Below are 16,236 nucleotides of genomic sequence, written 5' to 3'. Positions count from 1 at the left end.
AGCGCATAGGGGCGCGGGCATTGGATATTGCCCAAAGGATCTTGCCCGTGACCGATCAGATCAACCGCGCCGCCGGCGACGCCGGCATCAATCGGGTCGTCCTCGCCTATTCGGGCGGCCTCGACACCAGCGTGATCCTGAAATGGCTCCAGCAGACCTACAACTGCGAAGTCGTCACCTTCACCGCGGATCTGGGCCAGGGCGAGGAACTCGAGCCCGCACGCGCGAAGGCCGAGATGATGGGCGTCAAGCCCGAGCACATCTTCGTCGACGATCTGCGCGAGGAATTCGTGCGCGATTACGTGTTCCCGATGATGCGCTCGAACGCGCTGTACGAGGGGCTGTACCTGCTCGGCACGTCGATCGCGCGCCCGCTGATCGCCAAGCGCCAGATCGAGATCGCCCGGATGGTCGGCGCCGACGCGGTCAGCCACGGCGCGACCGGCAAGGGCAACGACCAGGTCCGCTTCGAGCTCGGCTATTATGCGCTGTCGCCCGACATCAAGGTGATCGCACCGTGGCGCGAGTGGGATCTCACCAGCCGCACCAAGCTGATCGAATTCGCCGAACAGCACCAGATCCCGGTCAGCAAGGACAAGCGCGGCGAGGCACCCTTCTCGACCGATGCGAACATGCTCCACACCTCGTCCGAAGGGCTGGTGCTCGAGAATCCGTGGGACGAGGTGCCGGACTATGTCTATTCGCGCACGGTGAACCCCGAGGACGCGCCCGACGTCCCCGAGTACATCACGATCGATTTCGAGCGTGGCGACGGCGTCGCGATCAACGGCGAGGGGATGAGCCCCGCGACCTTGCTGTCGACGCTCAACGACTATGGCCGGCGTCACGGCATCGGCCGTCTCGACCTGGTCGAGAACCGCTTCGTCGGCATGAAGAGCCGTGGCATGTACGAGACGCCGGGCGGCACCATCTATCACCTCGCGCATCGCGGCATCGAGCAGCTGACGCTCGATCGCGGCGCGGCGCATCTGAAGGACGAGCTCGCGCCGCGCTATGCCGAGCTGCTGTACAACGGCTTCTGGTTCTCGCCCGAGCGCGAGATGCTCCAGGCAGCGATCGATCACAGCCAGGAGAAGGTGTCGGGTACCGTCCGGCTGAAGCTGTACAAGGGCGGCGTGTATGTGGTCGGCCGCAAGTCGCCCAACTCGCTCTATTCGGAAAAGGTCGTGACGTTCGAGGACGATCAGGGCGCCTATGACCAGCGCGACGCGGCCGGCTTCATCAAGTTGAACGCGCTGCGCCTGCGCCTGCTGGGCCGCCGCGACCAGGTGTGAGCGATACCGGCTCCCGTCCCCCGACGCTCGGGGGCCGGGAGCCCTGGCGGTGTATTCCGTCGCAATGCGGCGCGGTCGGCGCTTGTCGAATGCCCCCCTGCGGCGCTAGGCGTCGAGGGATGGCGCGGGGGACAACAACGGAACTTCACTGGTGGCAGACGCGCACGTTCGTCGCGTGCGTCGCGCTGGCATCGATCATCCCGCTGCTGTGGCCGGAGGTGCCGCCTCTCGTCGATCTGCCCGGGCATATGGGGCGCTACCGCGTCCAGCTCGCGATCGGCGACAATCCCTGGCTCAGCCAATGGTATGACTTCCGCTGGCAGCTGATCGGCAATCTCGGCATCGACCTGTTGATCGTGCCGCTCGCGCCGATCTTCGGGTTGCAGCTCGCGGTGAAGCTGATCGTCATGGCGATCCCCGCGCTGACCGTCACCGGGCTACTGTGGATCGCGCGCGAGGTGCATGGCCGGATCCCGGCGACCGCGCTGTTCGCGCTGCCGCTCGCCTATAGCTATCCGTTCCAGTTCGGCTTCGTGAACTTCGCGCTGGCGATGGCGCTCGCGCTCAACATGTTCGCGCTGTGGCTCCGCCTCGGGCGGCTCGAACGGCTGCGGCTGCGCACGATCCTGTTCGTGCCCGGATCCTGCCTGCTCTGGCTGTGCCATACCTTCGGCTGGGGCGTGCTGGGCGTGCTCGCCTTCTCCGCCGAGCTGATCCGCCAGCACGACATCCGCAAGACCGGGGTGCGCGGCGAAGGCGCGATCAAGGGCTGGATCGGCGCGTTCATCCGCGCCGGGCTCAGCTGTATCCCGCTGGCGCTGCCGATGGTGATGATGGTGCTGTGGCGGTCGGGCGACCACGTCACGGGGAAGACGCAGGACTGGTTCAACTGGCGCTGGAAGATGAACTGGATCACGATGGTCCTGCGCGATCGCTGGATGGCGTTCGACATCGCGTCGGTCACCGTGCTGTTCGTCATCCTGTTCCGCGGCGTGCGCGACCAGACGATCGAATATTCGCGCAACCTCGCGCTGTCCGCGCTGTTCCTCGCGCTCGTCTATATCCTGTTGCCGCGGATCGTGTTCGGCTCGGCCTATGCCGACATGCGGCTCGCGCCGTTCATGCTGGCGTTCGCGATCATCGCGCTGCGCCCGCGCAACCGCCTGTCGCTGCGCGGCGCCGCGACGCTGGCGGTACTGGGGTTCAGCTTCTTCGCGGTCCGGCTGGCGGGCACCACGATCAGCTTCCTGATCTATGACCGCAGCTACGACCAGGCGATCGCCGCGATCGACACCGTGCCCGAGCGCGCGCGCGTGGTCTCTTTCGTCGGGCGGCGCTGTCGCGACGACTGGGCCTATTCGCGGCTCGAGCATGTCCCGGCGCTGCTGCTCGAGCGGCGGCTGGCCTTCACCAACGACCAGTGGTCGATGGCGGGCGGACAGCTGATGACGACGCGCTATCCGATCGCGCGCGGCTTTGCGCATGATCCGTCCGAAATCGTTACGGATATCCGCTGTCGTGGCCAGTTCTGGCGGCCGATCGCGATGGCGCTGGAGCATTTCCCCCGCGACGCGTTCGATTATGTCTGGCTGATCCACCCGCCGGCGTTCGACCCCGCGCTGATCCGCGACCTGACCCCGATCCGCCGCGACGGCACCAGCGTGCTGTACAAGGTCAACCGGTCGGCGGTTCCGCCCGCCGAAACGGAGTAAGCTCGCCAAGATAGTCGCGGTCGGAGGCGACCGCCTCGCGCTCGCGGACGAGAAAGTCGGCGATCGCGCGGCGGAAGCCCGGATCCGGGATGTAATGCGCGGAATAGGTCGCGACCGGCGCATAGCCGCGCGCGAGCTTGTGTTCGCCCTGCGCGCCCGCCTCGACCGTCTTCAGCCCGCGCGCGATCGCCGCATCGATCGCCTGGTAATAGCAGAGCTCGAAATGGAGGAACGGCACCTCCTCGGTCGCGCCCCAATAGCGGCCGTAGAGCGTGTCCGCACCGATCAGGTTCAGCGCCCCCGCGATCGGCACGCCGTCGCGCTCGGCGAGGATCAGCAGCACCCGGTCGCCCATCGTCTGACCGATCCGGTCGAAAAAGGCGCGCGTCAGATAGGGCTGGCCCCATTTGCGGCTGCCCGTGTCCTGGTAGAAGACCCAGAATGCGTCCCAGTGCGCGGGCGTGATCTCCGCGCCCGTCAGATGCCGGATCGTCAGTCCCTCGACCGCAGCGGCGCGCTCCTTGCGGATCGCCTTGCGTTTGCGGCTGGCGAGGGCGGCAAGGAAATCGTCGAAGCTCGCATAGCCGTCATTGGTCCAGTGGAACTGCGTGCCCTGACGGATCAGCCATCCGGCGGCCTCGAACAGCGCGACCTCGGCGGGGGCGATGAAGGTCGCATGCGCGGAGGACAGCCCGCTCTGGTCGGTCACCGCCTCGAGCGCGGCGATCAGCGCGGGCGCCACCGCCGGGTCGCGCAGGAGCAGGCGTGGGCCGGGCACCGGGCTGAACGGCGCGGCAATCTGCAATTTGGGGTAATATTGCCCCCCTGCCCGCTCCCACGCGTCGGCCCAGCCTTGATCGAACACATATTCGCCCTGGCTATGGCTCTTGGCATAGGCGGGCGCGATCCCGGCCGGCCGGCCGTCGTCGCCATCGACGACCACCGGCAGGGCCTGCCACCCCGATCGTCCACCGACGCTTTTCGAGGCCTCGAGCGCGGCGAGGAAGGCGTGGCCGACGAACGGATTCGCGTCGCCGGCGCAGGCGTCCCAGTCCTCCGCCGCGATCGAGGTAACGCCTTGGGCGATGCGGGCGGTAATGGCTGTCATGCGCTCCTAAAATAGGCGCGCAGGCGTCAGTCTCAAGCGGCCGAGACCTGGACGATCGCGTCGATCTCGACCGCGGCGCCCAGCGGCAGCACGGGAACGCCGACGGCCGAGCGGGCATGCTTGCCCGCTTCGCCGAACAGCTGGACCATCAGGTCGGACGCGCCGTTCGCGACCTTGGGCTGATCGGTGAAATCGCCATGCGAATTGACGAACACGCCGAGTTTCACGATCCGCTCGACGCGGCCGAGCGAGCCGAGCGCCGCCTTCATCTGCGCGACCAGCATCAGCGCGCAGCGCTGCGCCGCGTCCTGCCCGTCCTCGAGCGACACGCCGTCGCCGAGGCGACCGGTGACGATCTGGCCATCCTTGAACGGCAGCTGGCCGGAGATGTGCAGCAGCCCGTTCGCCTCGACGGCGGGAACATAGGATGCGACGGGGGCGGCGGCCTGCGGCAGCGTCAGGCCAAGCTCTTCGAGCTTGCGGTCGATACGATCGGTCATGTGCGCGGTCTCACCACAGCCACGGGGGGCGGGTCAAGCGTCCGCGGGCACCCCGGCGGCGAACCGCGCGGCGATCCAGGCCTGCGCCTCGCGCCAGTCGTCGATCCGGGCATGCGCGGCGGGCGCCCTGGGCACCGCCCCCGCCAGCGTCGGCTCGGACACCATGTGCAGCCGGTGGACGCCCGGCGCATGCCGCGCGACCGATTCGTGATGCACCGCGAGGTCGTCAACGAAGACGGTGACGGGGTTGCCATATTCGGCGACCAGCCGCGCGACGGGGTCGCCCTTGCCGCCCTGGTTGCACTCCACACGGTGAGCGATGTCGAACGCGGCGAGCTGCTCGATCCGCGGCAGGCGACATTCGTCCTGCAAATTGGTCAGGATCACGATGTCCGCGATCTCGGCGAGCGTCGCGAGCGCCTCGCGGGCATGCGGCACCAAAGTCTGGCGGTGCATCTCTGCAGGAAAGAACCCGCCGAGCAGTGCCCACATGTCCTCGCGCGTGGGCGCGGGCCCGCCGTCGCGGCGCGTCATGCTGTTGGCGAAATCGCCGTGGCCGATCTCGAAATCGATATCATGCGCCTCGTCGAGCCAGGTGCCGAAATGCTTGACCATGTGCAGCAGCACTTCGTCGCAATCGCTGATCAGCAGCGGCTTCATGCTTCAAACCCCGGATCGAGCGTCATCCGCGCGCGGACCAGCGCCTCGGGCCTGATGCCGAGCGTTTCGGCGCAGGCGACAAGATCGGGTTCATGCGATTCGAGGAAACCAAGTACCGCCGCGAGCACGGCGGGCTCGCCGGCCCGCGTGCGCAGGTCGGCAGGGTCGAGTCCGGTCACCGACAACAGGCGCATCGCTCGGTCCGGCTCGCTCAGCGTCCATACCAGGGCTTGCAGCGCCAGGGCCTCAGCGTCTTTATTTGTAACGGCGCCGCGCATTGCCTATTGTCATCCTTCTTGAAACGAATGGTGGCTCGCGTGGCAAAGAAGGTGCTCGTTGTCGAGGACAACGAACTCAACCTGAAACTATTCTGCGACCTTTTGCGGGCGCATGATTACCTTGCCGAACCTGTACGCGACGGGCGCGAGGCGGTGGTGCGGGCGCGCGAATTCGCCCCCGACCTGATCATCATGGACATCCAGATGCCGCACGTCACCGGCTATGAGATCATCCTTGAGCTCAAGGCCGACGACGTGCTGCGCGCGATCCCGGTGATGGCGGTCACCGCCTATGCAGGCCGCGAGGACGAGGACCGGATCCGTGCCGCGGGCGCGGACGCCTATATCTCGAAGCCGATCAGCCTCGCCCGCTTCATGGAAGCGGTGCGCGCGTTCGTCTAAGCGAACCGCGAGACCCTCTACGCTTGAACGCCGAAGGCCGCGGGTATCGCTACCCGCGGCCTTGCGATCGCATCGTAAACGCGCGACGGCATCGCCGCCGCGTCGACTTACTTGATCTTGGCTTCCTTGAACTCGACATGCTTGCGCACGACGGGATCATACTTGCTGAACGAGAGCTTCTCGGTCTTCGTGCGGGGATTCTTCTTGGTGACGTAGAAGAAGCCGGTGTCCGCGGTGCTGACGAGCTTGATCTTGACGGTAGTCGGCTTGGCCATGAGCCCAATCCTTAAGGCTGAAAATGCTAGGGCGGCAGCACGCATGCCACCGCCCGATCTGTCGCGGCGCATGGCGCATGCTGCCGGCCAAGTCAACCATATCACCCCATATTCGCCCCGGAATCCCGCATCGCAGGGTGTTTAACCCCATCTTTATCGGCATGGGCGCACGATGCATCCCATAAGAAAGACAGGAGGCGGGATCATGGGGCAGGTTGCCGAGCGAGTCGCGGAATTCCAGGATCTGGCACTGGTAAAGGCCGAGCTTGCGGCCCGGATCGCCGCGATCGACGTCCGCGCGCCCTATACCCGCGCGACCGATCTCGCGCCCGATATCGACGCGATCCGCCTGATCGCGCATCGCAACGGCATGAACCCCGCGGTGACCGTCACGCACTTCATCGATTCGGCGCTGTCGCGCGGCGAACATGGCGCGCTCGTCCATGGCTGGCTGATGACGCTCAGCGACGCGATCTATAGCGAGCGGCAGGACGTCCAGGCCTGCCATGTCTTCGCGGCCGCCTGTTCGGTACGGCTCGCGGGATGACCCGCGCGTGACGCGTTAGCGATGGACGCGCTGATGGCGGCGCTCGTCGCCGCCGCGCTGGCGCAGGTCGGCGATCGAACCGCGTGGCTCGCCGCGATCCTGTCCGATCGGTATCGCAAGCCGCGGCTGGTGATCCTTGCGGCGGCGCTCGCGCTGCTGCTCGCCGGTAGCCTGGCGGTCGCGGGCGGGATCGCGGTCGCGCCGCTGCTGACCCCCAATGCGCGCCAGCTGATGCTGGCGCTGGCGCTGATCCTCCAGGGCGGCGGTGCGCTGCTGCCGGTCAAGGCGCCCGATCCGCTGCGGGGCTGGCGGACCGGCGCGGTCGCCACCACGATGCTCGGGCTGTTCATCCTTGCGTTCGGCGACGGCATACAGTTCATCGTGGCCGCCCTCGCACTTCGCAGCGCCGTGCCGATGCTGGCGGCGGTCGGCGCGACGATCGGATCGCTGGTGGTGATCGTCCCCGCGGCGATGATGGGTGAAGCCGCGTGGCGCCGATGGCCGCTCGCCCGACTGCGCACCGGCATCGGGCTGATATTCGTGATCCTGGGGGTCATTCTGGGCCTAAGCGCTGCGCGATTGATCTAGCCGGGCGATCACTCAGATGAGGAATGGCGCATGCGCGACGGGAGCATTTCGGCTATCGCTTCGTTGACGCAACGATCCACAGACATTCCCATGCATGGAGTTTTCGATGCCCGCCACCAACCCCGCACTCGACACGCCCACCGATCTCGTCAGCAACAGCACGAAGACGGTTGCCGAAGCGCTCAATGCCTCGCTCGCCGATTGCTATGCCTTGTATCTGAAGACCAAGAACTTTCACTGGCACATGTCGGGTCCGCATTTCCGTGACTATCATCTGTTGCTCGATGACCAGGCGGCACAGATCCTGGGCGTGACCGATGCGATCGCCGAGCGCGTCCGCAAGACCGGCAACACGACACTGCGCTCGATCGGCGACATTTCGCGCCGCCAGAGCATCCCTGACAATGACAAGGATTTCGTCGGACCGACCGAAATGCTCGCCGAGCTTCGCGAAGACAATCTGAAGCTCGTCGAACAGTTCCGGATCGTCAAGGACGCCGCCGACGAGGCCAAGGACAATGCCACCAGCGGCATCGTCGACGAATGGACCGATCAGGCCGAGGAACGCGCCTGGTTCCTGTTCGAAGCCAGCCGCAAGGCCTGAACCCCGGCGCCCGTCCTTCCCGTGTCGGAACCGACATGGGCGGGACGGGTTCTGTCAGGAACAGGAGAATGCCCATGTTGAAGCTCGCCATCACCTTCTTGATCATCGGCCTCGTGCTGGCCCTGCTCGGATTTGGCGGCGTCGGCGGGGCGTTTATCGGCATCGCCAAGGTGCTGTTCTTCATCGCGATCGCGCTGTTCGTGATCTTCCTGGTGCTCGGTCTGCTGGCCGGCAAGGGGATCAAGAACGCGATCGACTGACGCGACGAGATTGCATCAGCTCGCGCCGATGCCAAGATAAGGCCCTCGCCGGGAACGGCGGGGACCTTTTTGATGTAGCGCCCGCAGCGACGTGGACGCCGGCCCGGAGCCGAGTGCCGGGCGGCGCGTTATCGGATCATGCATGCTTTCGCCGCGCTCCTCGATGCCCTCACCTATACGCGGTCGCGCAATGCGAAGCTGAAGCTGATCGGCGATTATCTGCGCGTGACGCCCGACCCCGATCGTGGCTGGGCGATGGCGGCGCTGACCGGCGATCTCGATCTGCCGGGCGTCAAATCGGCGGTCATCCGCGGATTGATCGAGGACCGTATCGATCCCGTCCTCTTCCGGATGAGCCGCGATTATGTCGGCGATACCGCCGAGACCGTCGCCCTGCTGTGGCCAGAGCCCGAGCCCTTGGGACCGGATCCGGTGCCCGCCGAACCGCTGTCGATCTCGCAGGTGGTCGACCGGCTGATGACGCTGTCGCGCGCCGAGGCGCCGGCGGCGCTTGCCGCGATGCTCGATCGGTCGGATGCGGAGGAGCGCTTCGCCCTGCTCAAGATGGCGACCGGCGGGCTGCGGATCGGCGTTTCGTCGCGCCTGGCGAAGACCGCGCTGGCGGATGCGTTCGGGCTCGACGTCGATGCGGTCGAGGAAGTCTGGCATGGCCTGGCAGCCCCCTATCCGACGCTGTTCGCCTGGGCGGAGGGGCATGGCGCGCAACCGACCCCCGCCAACGTCCCCGTCTTCCGTCCCTTCATGCTCGCCCATGGTCTGGAGGATCTGCGCGTCGACCTCGCCGACTATGCGGCGGAGTGGAAATGGGACGGGATCCGCGTGCAGATCGTCCATGTCGCGGGTGAAACGCGACTCTACAGCCGGACCGGCGACGACGTGACCGCGAGCTTCCCCGAAATCGCCGCCGCCTTCGTCACGCCGGGGACGGTCGACGGCGAATTGCTGGTCAAGGGCGAGCATCAGGGGGGCACGCTGGAGGAGGGCGGCGGCGCGGCGAGCTTCAACGCGCTGCAGCAGCGGCTGGGGCGCAAGACGGTGTCGGCGAAGATGCTGGCCGAGTATCCGGCCTTTGTCCGCCTCTATGACCTGTTGATCGATGGCGACGAGGATCTGCGTGCGCTGCCCTGGACCGCGCGACGCGCGCGGCTCGAGGCGTTCATGCCGCAGCTCGATGCCGAGCGTTTCGACCTGAGCCAGGTGATCGACGCCGCGGACTTCACCGCGCTCGAGGCGGTGCGTGCGGGCGCGCGCGACTCGGCGATCGAGGGCGTGATGCTCAAGCGCCGCGACTCGCCCTATGTCGGCGGGCGCCGCGTCGGGCTCTGGTATAAATGGAAGCGCGACCCGCTCACCGCGGATTGCGTGATGATGTACGCGCAGCGGGGCAGCGGCCGGCGGTCCTCCTATTATTCGGACTATACCTTTGGCTGCTGGACCGAGGAGGGCGAACTGCTGCCAGTCGGCAAGGCCTATTCGGGGATTACCGACGAGGAGCTGCGGATGCTCGATTCGTTCGTCCGCAAGAACACGCTCAACCGGTTCGGGCCGGTGCGCGAGGTCGCCAAGACGATGGTGCTCGAGATCGCGTTCGACGCGCTGCAGGAGTCGAAGCGGCACAAGTCGGGGATTGCGATGCGCTTCCCAAGGATCGCGCGGATCCGGACGGACAAGCCCGCGGCCGAGGCCGACCGGATCGACACGCTCCGCCGGATGATCCCCGCGCCCTAGCCGTTGATCCGGATCTCGAACAGGGTCGGCCAGAGCTTGCCGGTGACGAACAGCCGCTTTTTCGCGGCATCCCAGGCAATGCCGTTGAGCACCGCGTCGCGGTCGCGGGCGCCGATCTCGGCGACCAGCGGACGCAGATCGATGATCGCGGTGACGCGGCCGGTGCCGGGGGCGATGCGGACGAGATATCCCGTCTGCCAGACATTGGCGAGGATCGCGCCATCGACATATTCGAGTTCGTTGAGCTGCGTCAGCGGACGCCCGTCGATCGTCACGCTGATCCGGCGACGTTCGGCGAGTGTCCTGGGATCGCGCAGGATCAACGACGCGCTGCCGTCGGACTGGATCAGGCCATCCCTGTCGCTCGTCAGGCCCCAGCCCTCCCCCGCATAGCGGTTGGTGCCGGTCGGCTTGAGCGTGCGGGCGTCCCAGCGATGCGCGATCCCGTCATGCCAGGTCAGGCTGATCAGCTCGTTCTTCCACAGGCCGAGCCCCTCGCCGAACTGCGCCGGATCGATCCGGCGGCGCGCGACGATACGACCATCGCGAAGCGTGACGCGGCGGACGTCGGACTGCCCCTCCTTGCCCGTGCTCTCGTAGAGCGCGCCGTCGTGCCACAACAGGCCTTCGGTGAATGCCGTCGCATCGTGCGGATAGCGGGCCACGATGCTGACCGACAGGATCGGCACGGCTGGCGCGGGCGCAGGAGCGTGCAATGTGCGCGTGGCGGGCTGGGGCGCCGTTGCGCCCTGCGCCAGAACGGCGACGGCCGGCCCCGCAAGTGCGAGACCGGCCGCTATCAGGCTGTGTCCGATCGTCATGCTGGTTCGAAAAACCCCGATGACCGGACGGACGGGATTAGCCGCCTGCGCTCAGGTTGACCGCTGCATACTTGCCGCGACGATCGACTTCGAGCTCGAACTCGAGCTTGTCGCCCTCGTTCAGCGTGGCCATGCCGGCACGCTCGACCGCCGAAATGTGCACGAACGCGTCAGGCTGGCCATCATCGCGCTGAATGAAGCCGAAGCCCTTCATCGCGTTGAAGAACTTGACCGTACCCGTTGCCTTCTCACCGGTCAGCTGGCGCTGCGGGGCGCCGCCTGCACCACGATCGGCACCGCCACGGGGTGCACCCGGGCCGGCATCGCGATCACGCGGCGGACCACGATCGGTAACGGCCATCGGCTCGCCATCGATCTTGAGATCGGTTGCCGAGATGCGGCCGCCGCGATCGACGAGCGTGAAGCCGAGCGGCTGACCCTCGGCGAGAGCGACCATGCCGGCCTGCTCGACTGCGCTGATGTGCACGAACACGTCCTCGCCGCCGTCATCGCGAACGACGAAGCCGAAGCCCTTCTGTGCGTTGAAGAACTTTACGACGCCGGTGCCTTCACCAACGACCTGGGGGGGCATGCCGCGCCCGGCGCCACCGCCGCCGCCACTGAAGCCGCCGCCACCGCCGCCGCCGCGGTAACCACCGCCGCCACCGCCGCCGCCGCCGAAGCGATCACCGCCGCCACCGAAGCTGCTGCCGCCGCCGTAGCTGCTGCCACCGCCACCATAGCTGCTGCCGCCGCCGCCGAACCGGTCACCGCCGCCGCCGAAGCTGCTGCCGCCGCCGAAATCGTCGCTGCCGCCGCCGAAGCTGTCGCGCTTGTCGCGGCCACGCCCGCCACGGTTCCCGCGGCCACCTTTATCGAAACCCATAAGCCCTGATCGTCTTCCCGGTTCGCCCGCAAAATCTCTCCAAAAGCCGGCGTGTCCGGACGACGAACGCGGGCCCTCGGGCGCGAAACCTTTTGCGCCTTGGGGAAGGGCATAGCGCAAAAATCAAGCTATCGCGAACAGAATCTTGTCCGCTTGCTCCATTGGCGATGATCGCGGCAAAAGCATGGCGCACCCGCGTCATCGCGGAGGACCATTGAGCAAGGCGCCCCCGACCGCTAGGGCCACCGCATGACAGTGTATCTTCATGAAGGCGACATCCCGTCCGGGATCTTCGCATCGGGCGCCTCGATCGCCGTCGACACCGAGACCATGGGCCTCATCACGCCGCGCGACCGGCTCTGCGTCGTGCAGCTTTCGGATGGCGGCGCGGACGAACATCTCGTCCGGTTCGCGGCCGACAGCGACTATGCGGCGCCCAACCTCAAGGCGCTGCTCGCGGATCCGGAGCGGCTGAAACTCTACCATTTCGGACGATTCGATATCGCCGCGGTCCAGCATTATCTTGGCGTCGTCGCGGCGCCGGCCTATTGCACCAAGATCGCGTCGCGACTGGTCCGGACCTATACCGACCGGCACGGGCTCAAGGAGCTGGTCCGCGAACTGCTGGGCCAGGACGTGTCGAAGCAGCAGCAATCCTCCGACTGGGGGAGCCCGCAGCTCAGCGAGGCGCAGAAGGACTATGCCGCGTCCGACGTCCGCTTCCTGCACCGGATGAAGGAAGAGCTCGACAAGCGGCTGATTCGCGAAGGCCGCATGGAGCTCGCGCAGAAATGCTTCGACTTTTTGCCGACCCGGGCCGCGCTCGATCTCGCCGGATGGCCCGAGATCGACATCTTCGCGCACGCCTGACATGACCATGGCGCCCCCGTCCGACGCATCGGCGAAGACGATCCGGCAGGCCCGCTCGCCGCGTCAGGTCTGGGCGGCGCCGGGCAGTCGCCACGACCGCGTCGTCGGGCTCGCGCGACTCGGCCTGCCGACCGCGATCGGCGTGCTGACCGCATTCCTGGTGATGGCGCCGCTGACCGCGGGCGGCGACGTCTCGTTCGTGCTCGACAAGAACAAGGTCGAGGTCGCGCAGGAGCGCATGAAGCTGCAGGCCGCGCAATATCGCGGGCAGGATTCGAAGGGCCAGGCGTTCACGCTCGACGCCCGCTCGGCGATCCAGAAGAGCTCGGCCGAGCCGATCGTGCAGCTCAACACGCTGAGCGCGCAGCTCCAGCTCGCCGACGGCCCCGCCAACATCAAGGCGAATTCCGGGCGCTACGACATGGACACCGAGAAGGTGCAGCTGAACGGCCCGCTCAACGTCACCGCTCCCAACGGCTATGACCTGAAAACCACCAATGCGACGCTCGACATGCGCGCGCGGACGATGGACAGCGGCAGTGCGGTGACGGGAACGGTGCCGCAGGGCGTGTTCAGTGCAAACAAGCTGCATGCCGATCTGGAAGCCCGCACCGTCAGGCTCGACGGCAATGCGCGCTTGCGGATCGTGCCGCGAGGGCCGAAATAGCCGCCATGCGCCTCATACCAAGCTCCGTCCTCCTGATGCTCTCCGCGCTCGCGGCGACCGGCGTCTCCGCGCAACGTGCGCACAACTCGAACGCGCCGATCGATTTCGGCGCGGATCATATCGAGCTTCAGGACAAGGCGAACCGCGCCGTGCTGAGCGGGGGCGTGTCGGTCAAGCAGGCGGACATGACGCTGAATTCGGCGCGGATGACGGTGGCCTATACCGGCGAAGTGGTCGGCGGGAACCCGCAGGTGTCGCGCCTCGACGCGTCGGGCGGCGTGACGGTGCGCCGGCCGGACCAGACCGCGAAGAGCCAATATGCGATCTACGACCTCAACCGGCGGGTGATCACGATGCTCGGCGCGGTGACGCTGACCCAGGGTGGCAACACCGTGAATGGCGGGCGGCTGACGATGAACCTCGACACCGGCCGCGCGGTGATCGACGGATCGTCGGTCCGCGGCAGCGGCGGCGCAACCGCCAGCGGCGGCACCGTGACCCAGACGGGCGGGCGCGTGACGGGCACCTTCTCGGTTCCCAAGCGCAACTGATCCGATGCGCGCACCGCCGGTCATCTGCGAACCCCGCCAGCCGACCGCCCGCCGCTTTTACCCGCCCGCCCTCAGCAAGGCCAAAGCCTGATGGATGCCCCCACGCTGCCCCCGATCGAAACCCCCGGCCCGCACGGCGACGCGATCGTCGAAGCGCCGACGACCAACGGCCTTCAGGTCGTGTCGATCGCCAAATCCTATGACAAGCGCACCGTCCTGACCGACGTATCGGTATCTGTCGGGCGCGGCGAGGTGGTCGGGCTGCTCGGGCCGAACGGCGCCGGCAAGACGACGTGCTTCTATTCCGTGATGGGGCTGGTGAAGCCCGATTCGGGCCGGATCATGCTCGACGGCGACGATATCACGCGCCTGCCCATGTATCGGCGCGCGATCCTGGGGCTTGGCTATCTGCCGCAGGAAACCTCCATCTTCCGTGGGCTGACGATCGAGAAGAACATCCTGACGGTGCTCGAGCTGTCCGAGCCCGACAAGGCGGTGCGCGAGCGCAAGCTGAACACGCTGCTCGAGGAGTTCGGCCTGACCCGGCTGCGCGCCGCACCCGCGATGGCGCTGTCGGGCGGCGAGCGTCGCCGCGCGGAGATCGCCCGCGCGCTGGCCGCCGAGCCGTCGATCATGCTGCTCGACGAACCGTTTGCGGGCATCGATCCGATCTCGATCGCCGACATTCGTGACCTCGTGAAGGATCTCAAGCGCCGCGATATCGGCGTGCTGATCACCGACCACAATGTCCGCGAGACGCTCGACATCGTCGACCGCGCCTACATCATCTACGATGGCCGCGTGCTGTTCTCGGGCAGCCCGGCCGAACTGGTCGCCGACGCGAATGTCCGCCGCCTCTATCTGGGCGAGGGCTTCTCGCTCTAGTGTCATGAGCCTCGCGCCTCGCCTGGACCTTCGCCAATCGCAGTCGCTGGTGATGACCCCGCAATTGCAGCAGGCGATCAAGCTGCTGGCGCTGTCGAACCTGGAGATCGAGGGGTTCATCGCCGAGGAGATCGAGCGCAATCCGCTGCTCGAGGCGGGCGCTGCGGACGATGGCGACAGACCCGACCGCGACGCCGGACCGGAACCTGACGACGCCGCCCCCCGCGACGAACGCGTCGCCGCCGACGAGCTGGTGAGCGGCAGTGTCGGCAGCGACGAGCCCGCGCTCGACATCGACTATGCGACCGAGAGCCATCACCAGGACAGCGTCGCCGACGGTGGCAGCGGCACCGACGGCGCGCTGTCGATGAGCGGGGCCGGCGCGGGCGGTGGCAGCGATGGCGACGGGAACGGTCTCGATCTGGACGGCTTTGCCGATACCGGACTCAGCCTTGCGGATCATCTGCTGGCACAGGCGGGCCCCGCGATCGCCGCGGACGATGCGTTCGTCGCGGCGCATCTGATCGACCAGATCGACGAGGCGGGATATCTCACCGTGCCGCTGCTCGAGATCGCCAACCGGCTGGGCGTCGCGCTCGCCCGGGTCGAGCATGTCCTGGCGGTGATCCAGACCTTCGACCCCACCGGGGTGGGCGCGCGCGACCTGGCCGAATGCCTGACGATCCAGGCGCGGGAGGCGGATCGCTATGACCCCTGCATGGCGCGGCTGATCGACAATCTCGACCTGCTGGCGCGGGGCGAGATCGGGCGCCTGAAACGGCTGTGCCAGGTCGATGACGAGGATATGGCGGACATGATCCGCGAGCTGCGCGGCTATGATCCGAAGCCCGGATGCCGGTTCGGCGGCGAACCGAGCCGCGCGGTCGTGCCCGACCTGTTCGTCGCGCGAACCAAGAGCGGGTGGAGCATCGAGATCAACACCGCGACGCTGCCGCGCATCCTCGTCAACCGCAGCTATTACACCGAACTGGCGCGCGGCGAGCAGGACAAGGCGTCGAAGGCGTGGCTCAGCGAGTGTCTCGCCAGCGCGAACTGGCTGGTCAAGGCGCTCGACCAGCGGCAGCGCACGATCATCAAGGTCGCAACCGAGATCGTGAAGCAGCAGGAGGCGTTCTTTCTCCACGGCGTCGCACATCTCAGGCCGATGACGTTGCGGATGGTAGCCGACGCGATCGAGATGCACGAATCGACCGTCAGCCGCGTGACCAGCAACAAATATGTCTCGTGCGGGCGCGGCCTGTACGAGCTGAAATATTTCTTCACCTCGGCGATCCAGTCGGCGGATGGCGGCGATGCGGTGTCGGCCCAGGCGGTCAAGAGCGCGATCAAGGCGCTGATCGCGAACGAGGGTGCCAAGATCCTGTCCGACGATACTTTGGTGGAATTGCTCGACGGCAAGGGCTTCGACATTGCCCGGCGCACCGTCGCCAAATATCGCGAGGCGCTCGGCATCGGCAGTTCGGTACAACGCCGCCGGGCGCGCGCGCTCGAGGGTACGGGCTGAAGCTTGCCTTCGCACCGGATCGGCGTAGCGTCCGGCTTGCATCACGGGGGGGC

20 protein-coding genes are annotated in these 16,236 nt (G+C 67.0%); 13 read left to right on the top strand and 7 right to left on the bottom strand.

The annotated features are described in order from the left end of the window. Positions 1 to 47: 47 nt before the first annotated feature. Entirely contained in the window at positions 48 to 1,295 is a 1,248-nt protein-coding gene (locus FHY04_RS08030) for an argininosuccinate synthase (RefSeq protein ID WP_236559181.1), read from the top strand. A gap of 119 nt (positions 1,296 to 1,414) precedes the next feature. After that, positions 1,415 to 3,007 carry a hypothetical protein gene (locus FHY04_RS08025; protein WP_051916706.1) on the top strand — a complete coding sequence of 531 codons (1,593 nt, stop codon included), beginning with the start codon at positions 1,415 to 1,417 and terminating at the stop codon, positions 3,005 to 3,007. Here FHY04_RS08025 and FHY04_RS08020 read toward each other — a convergent pair. The 4 genes from FHY04_RS08020 to FHY04_RS08005 are packed head-to-tail and all read right to left on the bottom strand — an operon-like array spanning position 2,970 to position 5,553. After that, positions 2,970 to 4,115: a GNAT family N-acetyltransferase gene (locus FHY04_RS08020; protein ID WP_183936050.1), complete on the bottom strand. Its 1,146-nt coding sequence runs from the start codon at positions 4,113 to 4,115 to the stop codon at positions 2,970 to 2,972. The two genes, FHY04_RS08025 and FHY04_RS08020, sit on opposite strands and share 38 nt — an antisense overlap. 32 nt (positions 4,116 to 4,147) lie before the next feature. Then, positions 4,148 to 4,615: a RidA family protein gene (locus FHY04_RS08015; RefSeq protein ID WP_031396590.1), complete on the bottom strand. Its 468-nt coding sequence runs from the start codon at positions 4,613 to 4,615 to the stop codon at positions 4,148 to 4,150. Positions 4,616 to 4,648: 33 nt separating this feature from the next. Continuing rightward, the gene (locus tag FHY04_RS08010; protein ID WP_056406780.1) at positions 4,649 to 5,275 is read right to left on the bottom strand and encodes a hypothetical protein; all 627 of its coding nucleotides are present in this window, start codon (positions 5,273 to 5,275) and stop codon (positions 4,649 to 4,651) included. Next, the gene (locus FHY04_RS08005; protein ID WP_183936049.1) at positions 5,272 to 5,553 is read right to left on the bottom strand and encodes a DUF3572 domain-containing protein; all 282 of its coding nucleotides are present in this window, start codon (positions 5,551 to 5,553) and stop codon (positions 5,272 to 5,274) included. The genes FHY04_RS08010 and FHY04_RS08005 overlap by 4 nt, the downstream gene beginning before the upstream one ends. Positions 5,554 to 5,592: 39 nt before the next feature. Here FHY04_RS08005 and FHY04_RS08000 point away from each other — a divergent pair, with 39 nt between their 5' ends. Further along, positions 5,593 to 5,955: a response regulator gene (locus FHY04_RS08000; protein WP_183936048.1), complete on the top strand. Its 363-nt coding sequence runs from the start codon at positions 5,593 to 5,595 to the stop codon at positions 5,953 to 5,955. Between the two features lie 107 nt (positions 5,956 to 6,062). On the opposite strand, the gene rpmG is transcribed toward FHY04_RS08000, so the two are convergent. Then, positions 6,063 to 6,230 carry a 50S ribosomal protein L33 gene (gene rpmG, locus FHY04_RS07995; protein WP_017977469.1) on the bottom strand — a complete coding sequence of 56 codons (168 nt, stop codon included), beginning with the start codon at positions 6,228 to 6,230 and terminating at the stop codon, positions 6,063 to 6,065. 205 nt (positions 6,231 to 6,435) lie between these two features. On the opposite strand from rpmG, the gene FHY04_RS07990 reads away from it, so the two are divergent. From FHY04_RS07990 to FHY04_RS07970, 5 genes are all read left to right on the top strand, one after another. Next, positions 6,436 to 6,777 (top strand): hypothetical protein, encoded by a 342-nt coding sequence (locus FHY04_RS07990; RefSeq protein WP_042466204.1) that lies wholly within the window; start codon positions 6,436 to 6,438, stop codon positions 6,775 to 6,777. Positions 6,778 to 6,798: 21 nt separating this feature from the next. Beyond that, the gene (locus tag FHY04_RS07985; RefSeq protein ID WP_183936047.1) at positions 6,799 to 7,365 is read left to right on the top strand and encodes a TMEM165/GDT1 family protein; all 567 of its coding nucleotides are present in this window, start codon (positions 6,799 to 6,801) and stop codon (positions 7,363 to 7,365) included. 106 nt (positions 7,366 to 7,471) lie between these two features. Beyond that, positions 7,472 to 7,969, top strand: a complete 498-nt coding sequence (locus tag FHY04_RS07980; protein WP_031395539.1) for a Dps family protein — start codon at positions 7,472 to 7,474, stop codon at positions 7,967 to 7,969. Between the two features lie 74 nt (positions 7,970 to 8,043). Then, positions 8,044 to 8,229: a DUF1328 domain-containing protein gene (locus FHY04_RS07975; RefSeq protein WP_031395540.1), complete on the top strand. Its 186-nt coding sequence runs from the start codon at positions 8,044 to 8,046 to the stop codon at positions 8,227 to 8,229. Between the two features lie 138 nt (positions 8,230 to 8,367). Beyond that, positions 8,368 to 9,978 carry a cisplatin damage response ATP-dependent DNA ligase gene (locus tag FHY04_RS07970; RefSeq protein ID WP_183936046.1) on the top strand — a complete coding sequence of 537 codons (1,611 nt, stop codon included), beginning with the start codon at positions 8,368 to 8,370 and terminating at the stop codon, positions 9,976 to 9,978. Here the strand turns inward: FHY04_RS07970 and FHY04_RS07965 are convergent. Continuing rightward, a complete protein-coding gene (locus FHY04_RS07965; protein WP_183936045.1) occupies positions 9,975 to 10,799 on the bottom strand; it encodes a glutaminyl-peptide cyclotransferase in 825 nt (274 codons plus the stop codon). The two genes, FHY04_RS07970 and FHY04_RS07965, sit on opposite strands and share 4 nt — an antisense overlap. Before the next feature lie 37 nt (positions 10,800 to 10,836). Next, positions 10,837 to 11,685 carry a cold-shock protein gene (locus FHY04_RS22885; protein WP_183936044.1) on the bottom strand — a complete coding sequence of 283 codons (849 nt, stop codon included), beginning with the start codon at positions 11,683 to 11,685 and terminating at the stop codon, positions 10,837 to 10,839. 249 nt (positions 11,686 to 11,934) lie between these two features. Here FHY04_RS22885 and FHY04_RS07955 point away from each other — a divergent pair, with 249 nt between their 5' ends. From FHY04_RS07955 to rpoN, 5 genes are all read left to right on the top strand, one after another. Next, positions 11,935 to 12,555, top strand: a complete 621-nt coding sequence (locus FHY04_RS07955; protein WP_183936043.1) for a ribonuclease D — start codon at positions 11,935 to 11,937, stop codon at positions 12,553 to 12,555. 1 nt (position 12,556) lies between these two features. Further along, positions 12,557 to 13,222: an LPS export ABC transporter periplasmic protein LptC gene (gene lptC, locus FHY04_RS07950; protein WP_234387468.1), complete on the top strand. Its 666-nt coding sequence runs from the start codon at positions 12,557 to 12,559 to the stop codon at positions 13,220 to 13,222. Between the two features lie 5 nt (positions 13,223 to 13,227). Then, complete coding sequence (locus FHY04_RS07945) at positions 13,228 to 13,773, top strand: LptA/OstA family protein (RefSeq protein WP_056406775.1); 546 nt, start codon at positions 13,228 to 13,230, stop codon at positions 13,771 to 13,773. A gap of 90 nt (positions 13,774 to 13,863) precedes the next feature. Beyond that, complete coding sequence (gene lptB, locus FHY04_RS07940; RefSeq protein ID WP_031438836.1) at positions 13,864 to 14,658, top strand: LPS export ABC transporter ATP-binding protein; 795 nt, start codon at positions 13,864 to 13,866, stop codon at positions 14,656 to 14,658. A 4-nt stretch (positions 14,659 to 14,662) separates the two neighbouring features. Next, the gene (rpoN, locus tag FHY04_RS07935) at positions 14,663 to 16,183 is read left to right on the top strand and encodes an RNA polymerase factor sigma-54 (RefSeq protein ID WP_183936042.1); all 1,521 of its coding nucleotides are present in this window, start codon (positions 14,663 to 14,665) and stop codon (positions 16,181 to 16,183) included. Positions 16,184 to 16,236: the final 53 nt, after the last annotated feature.

It is taken from the genome of Sphingomonas sp. BK481, from assembly GCF_014194875.1.
Lineage (GTDB): Bacteria > Pseudomonadota > Alphaproteobacteria > Sphingomonadales > Sphingomonadaceae > Sphingomonas > Sphingomonas aerolata.
This window is presented reverse-complemented; position numbering and strand designations above follow the sequence as displayed.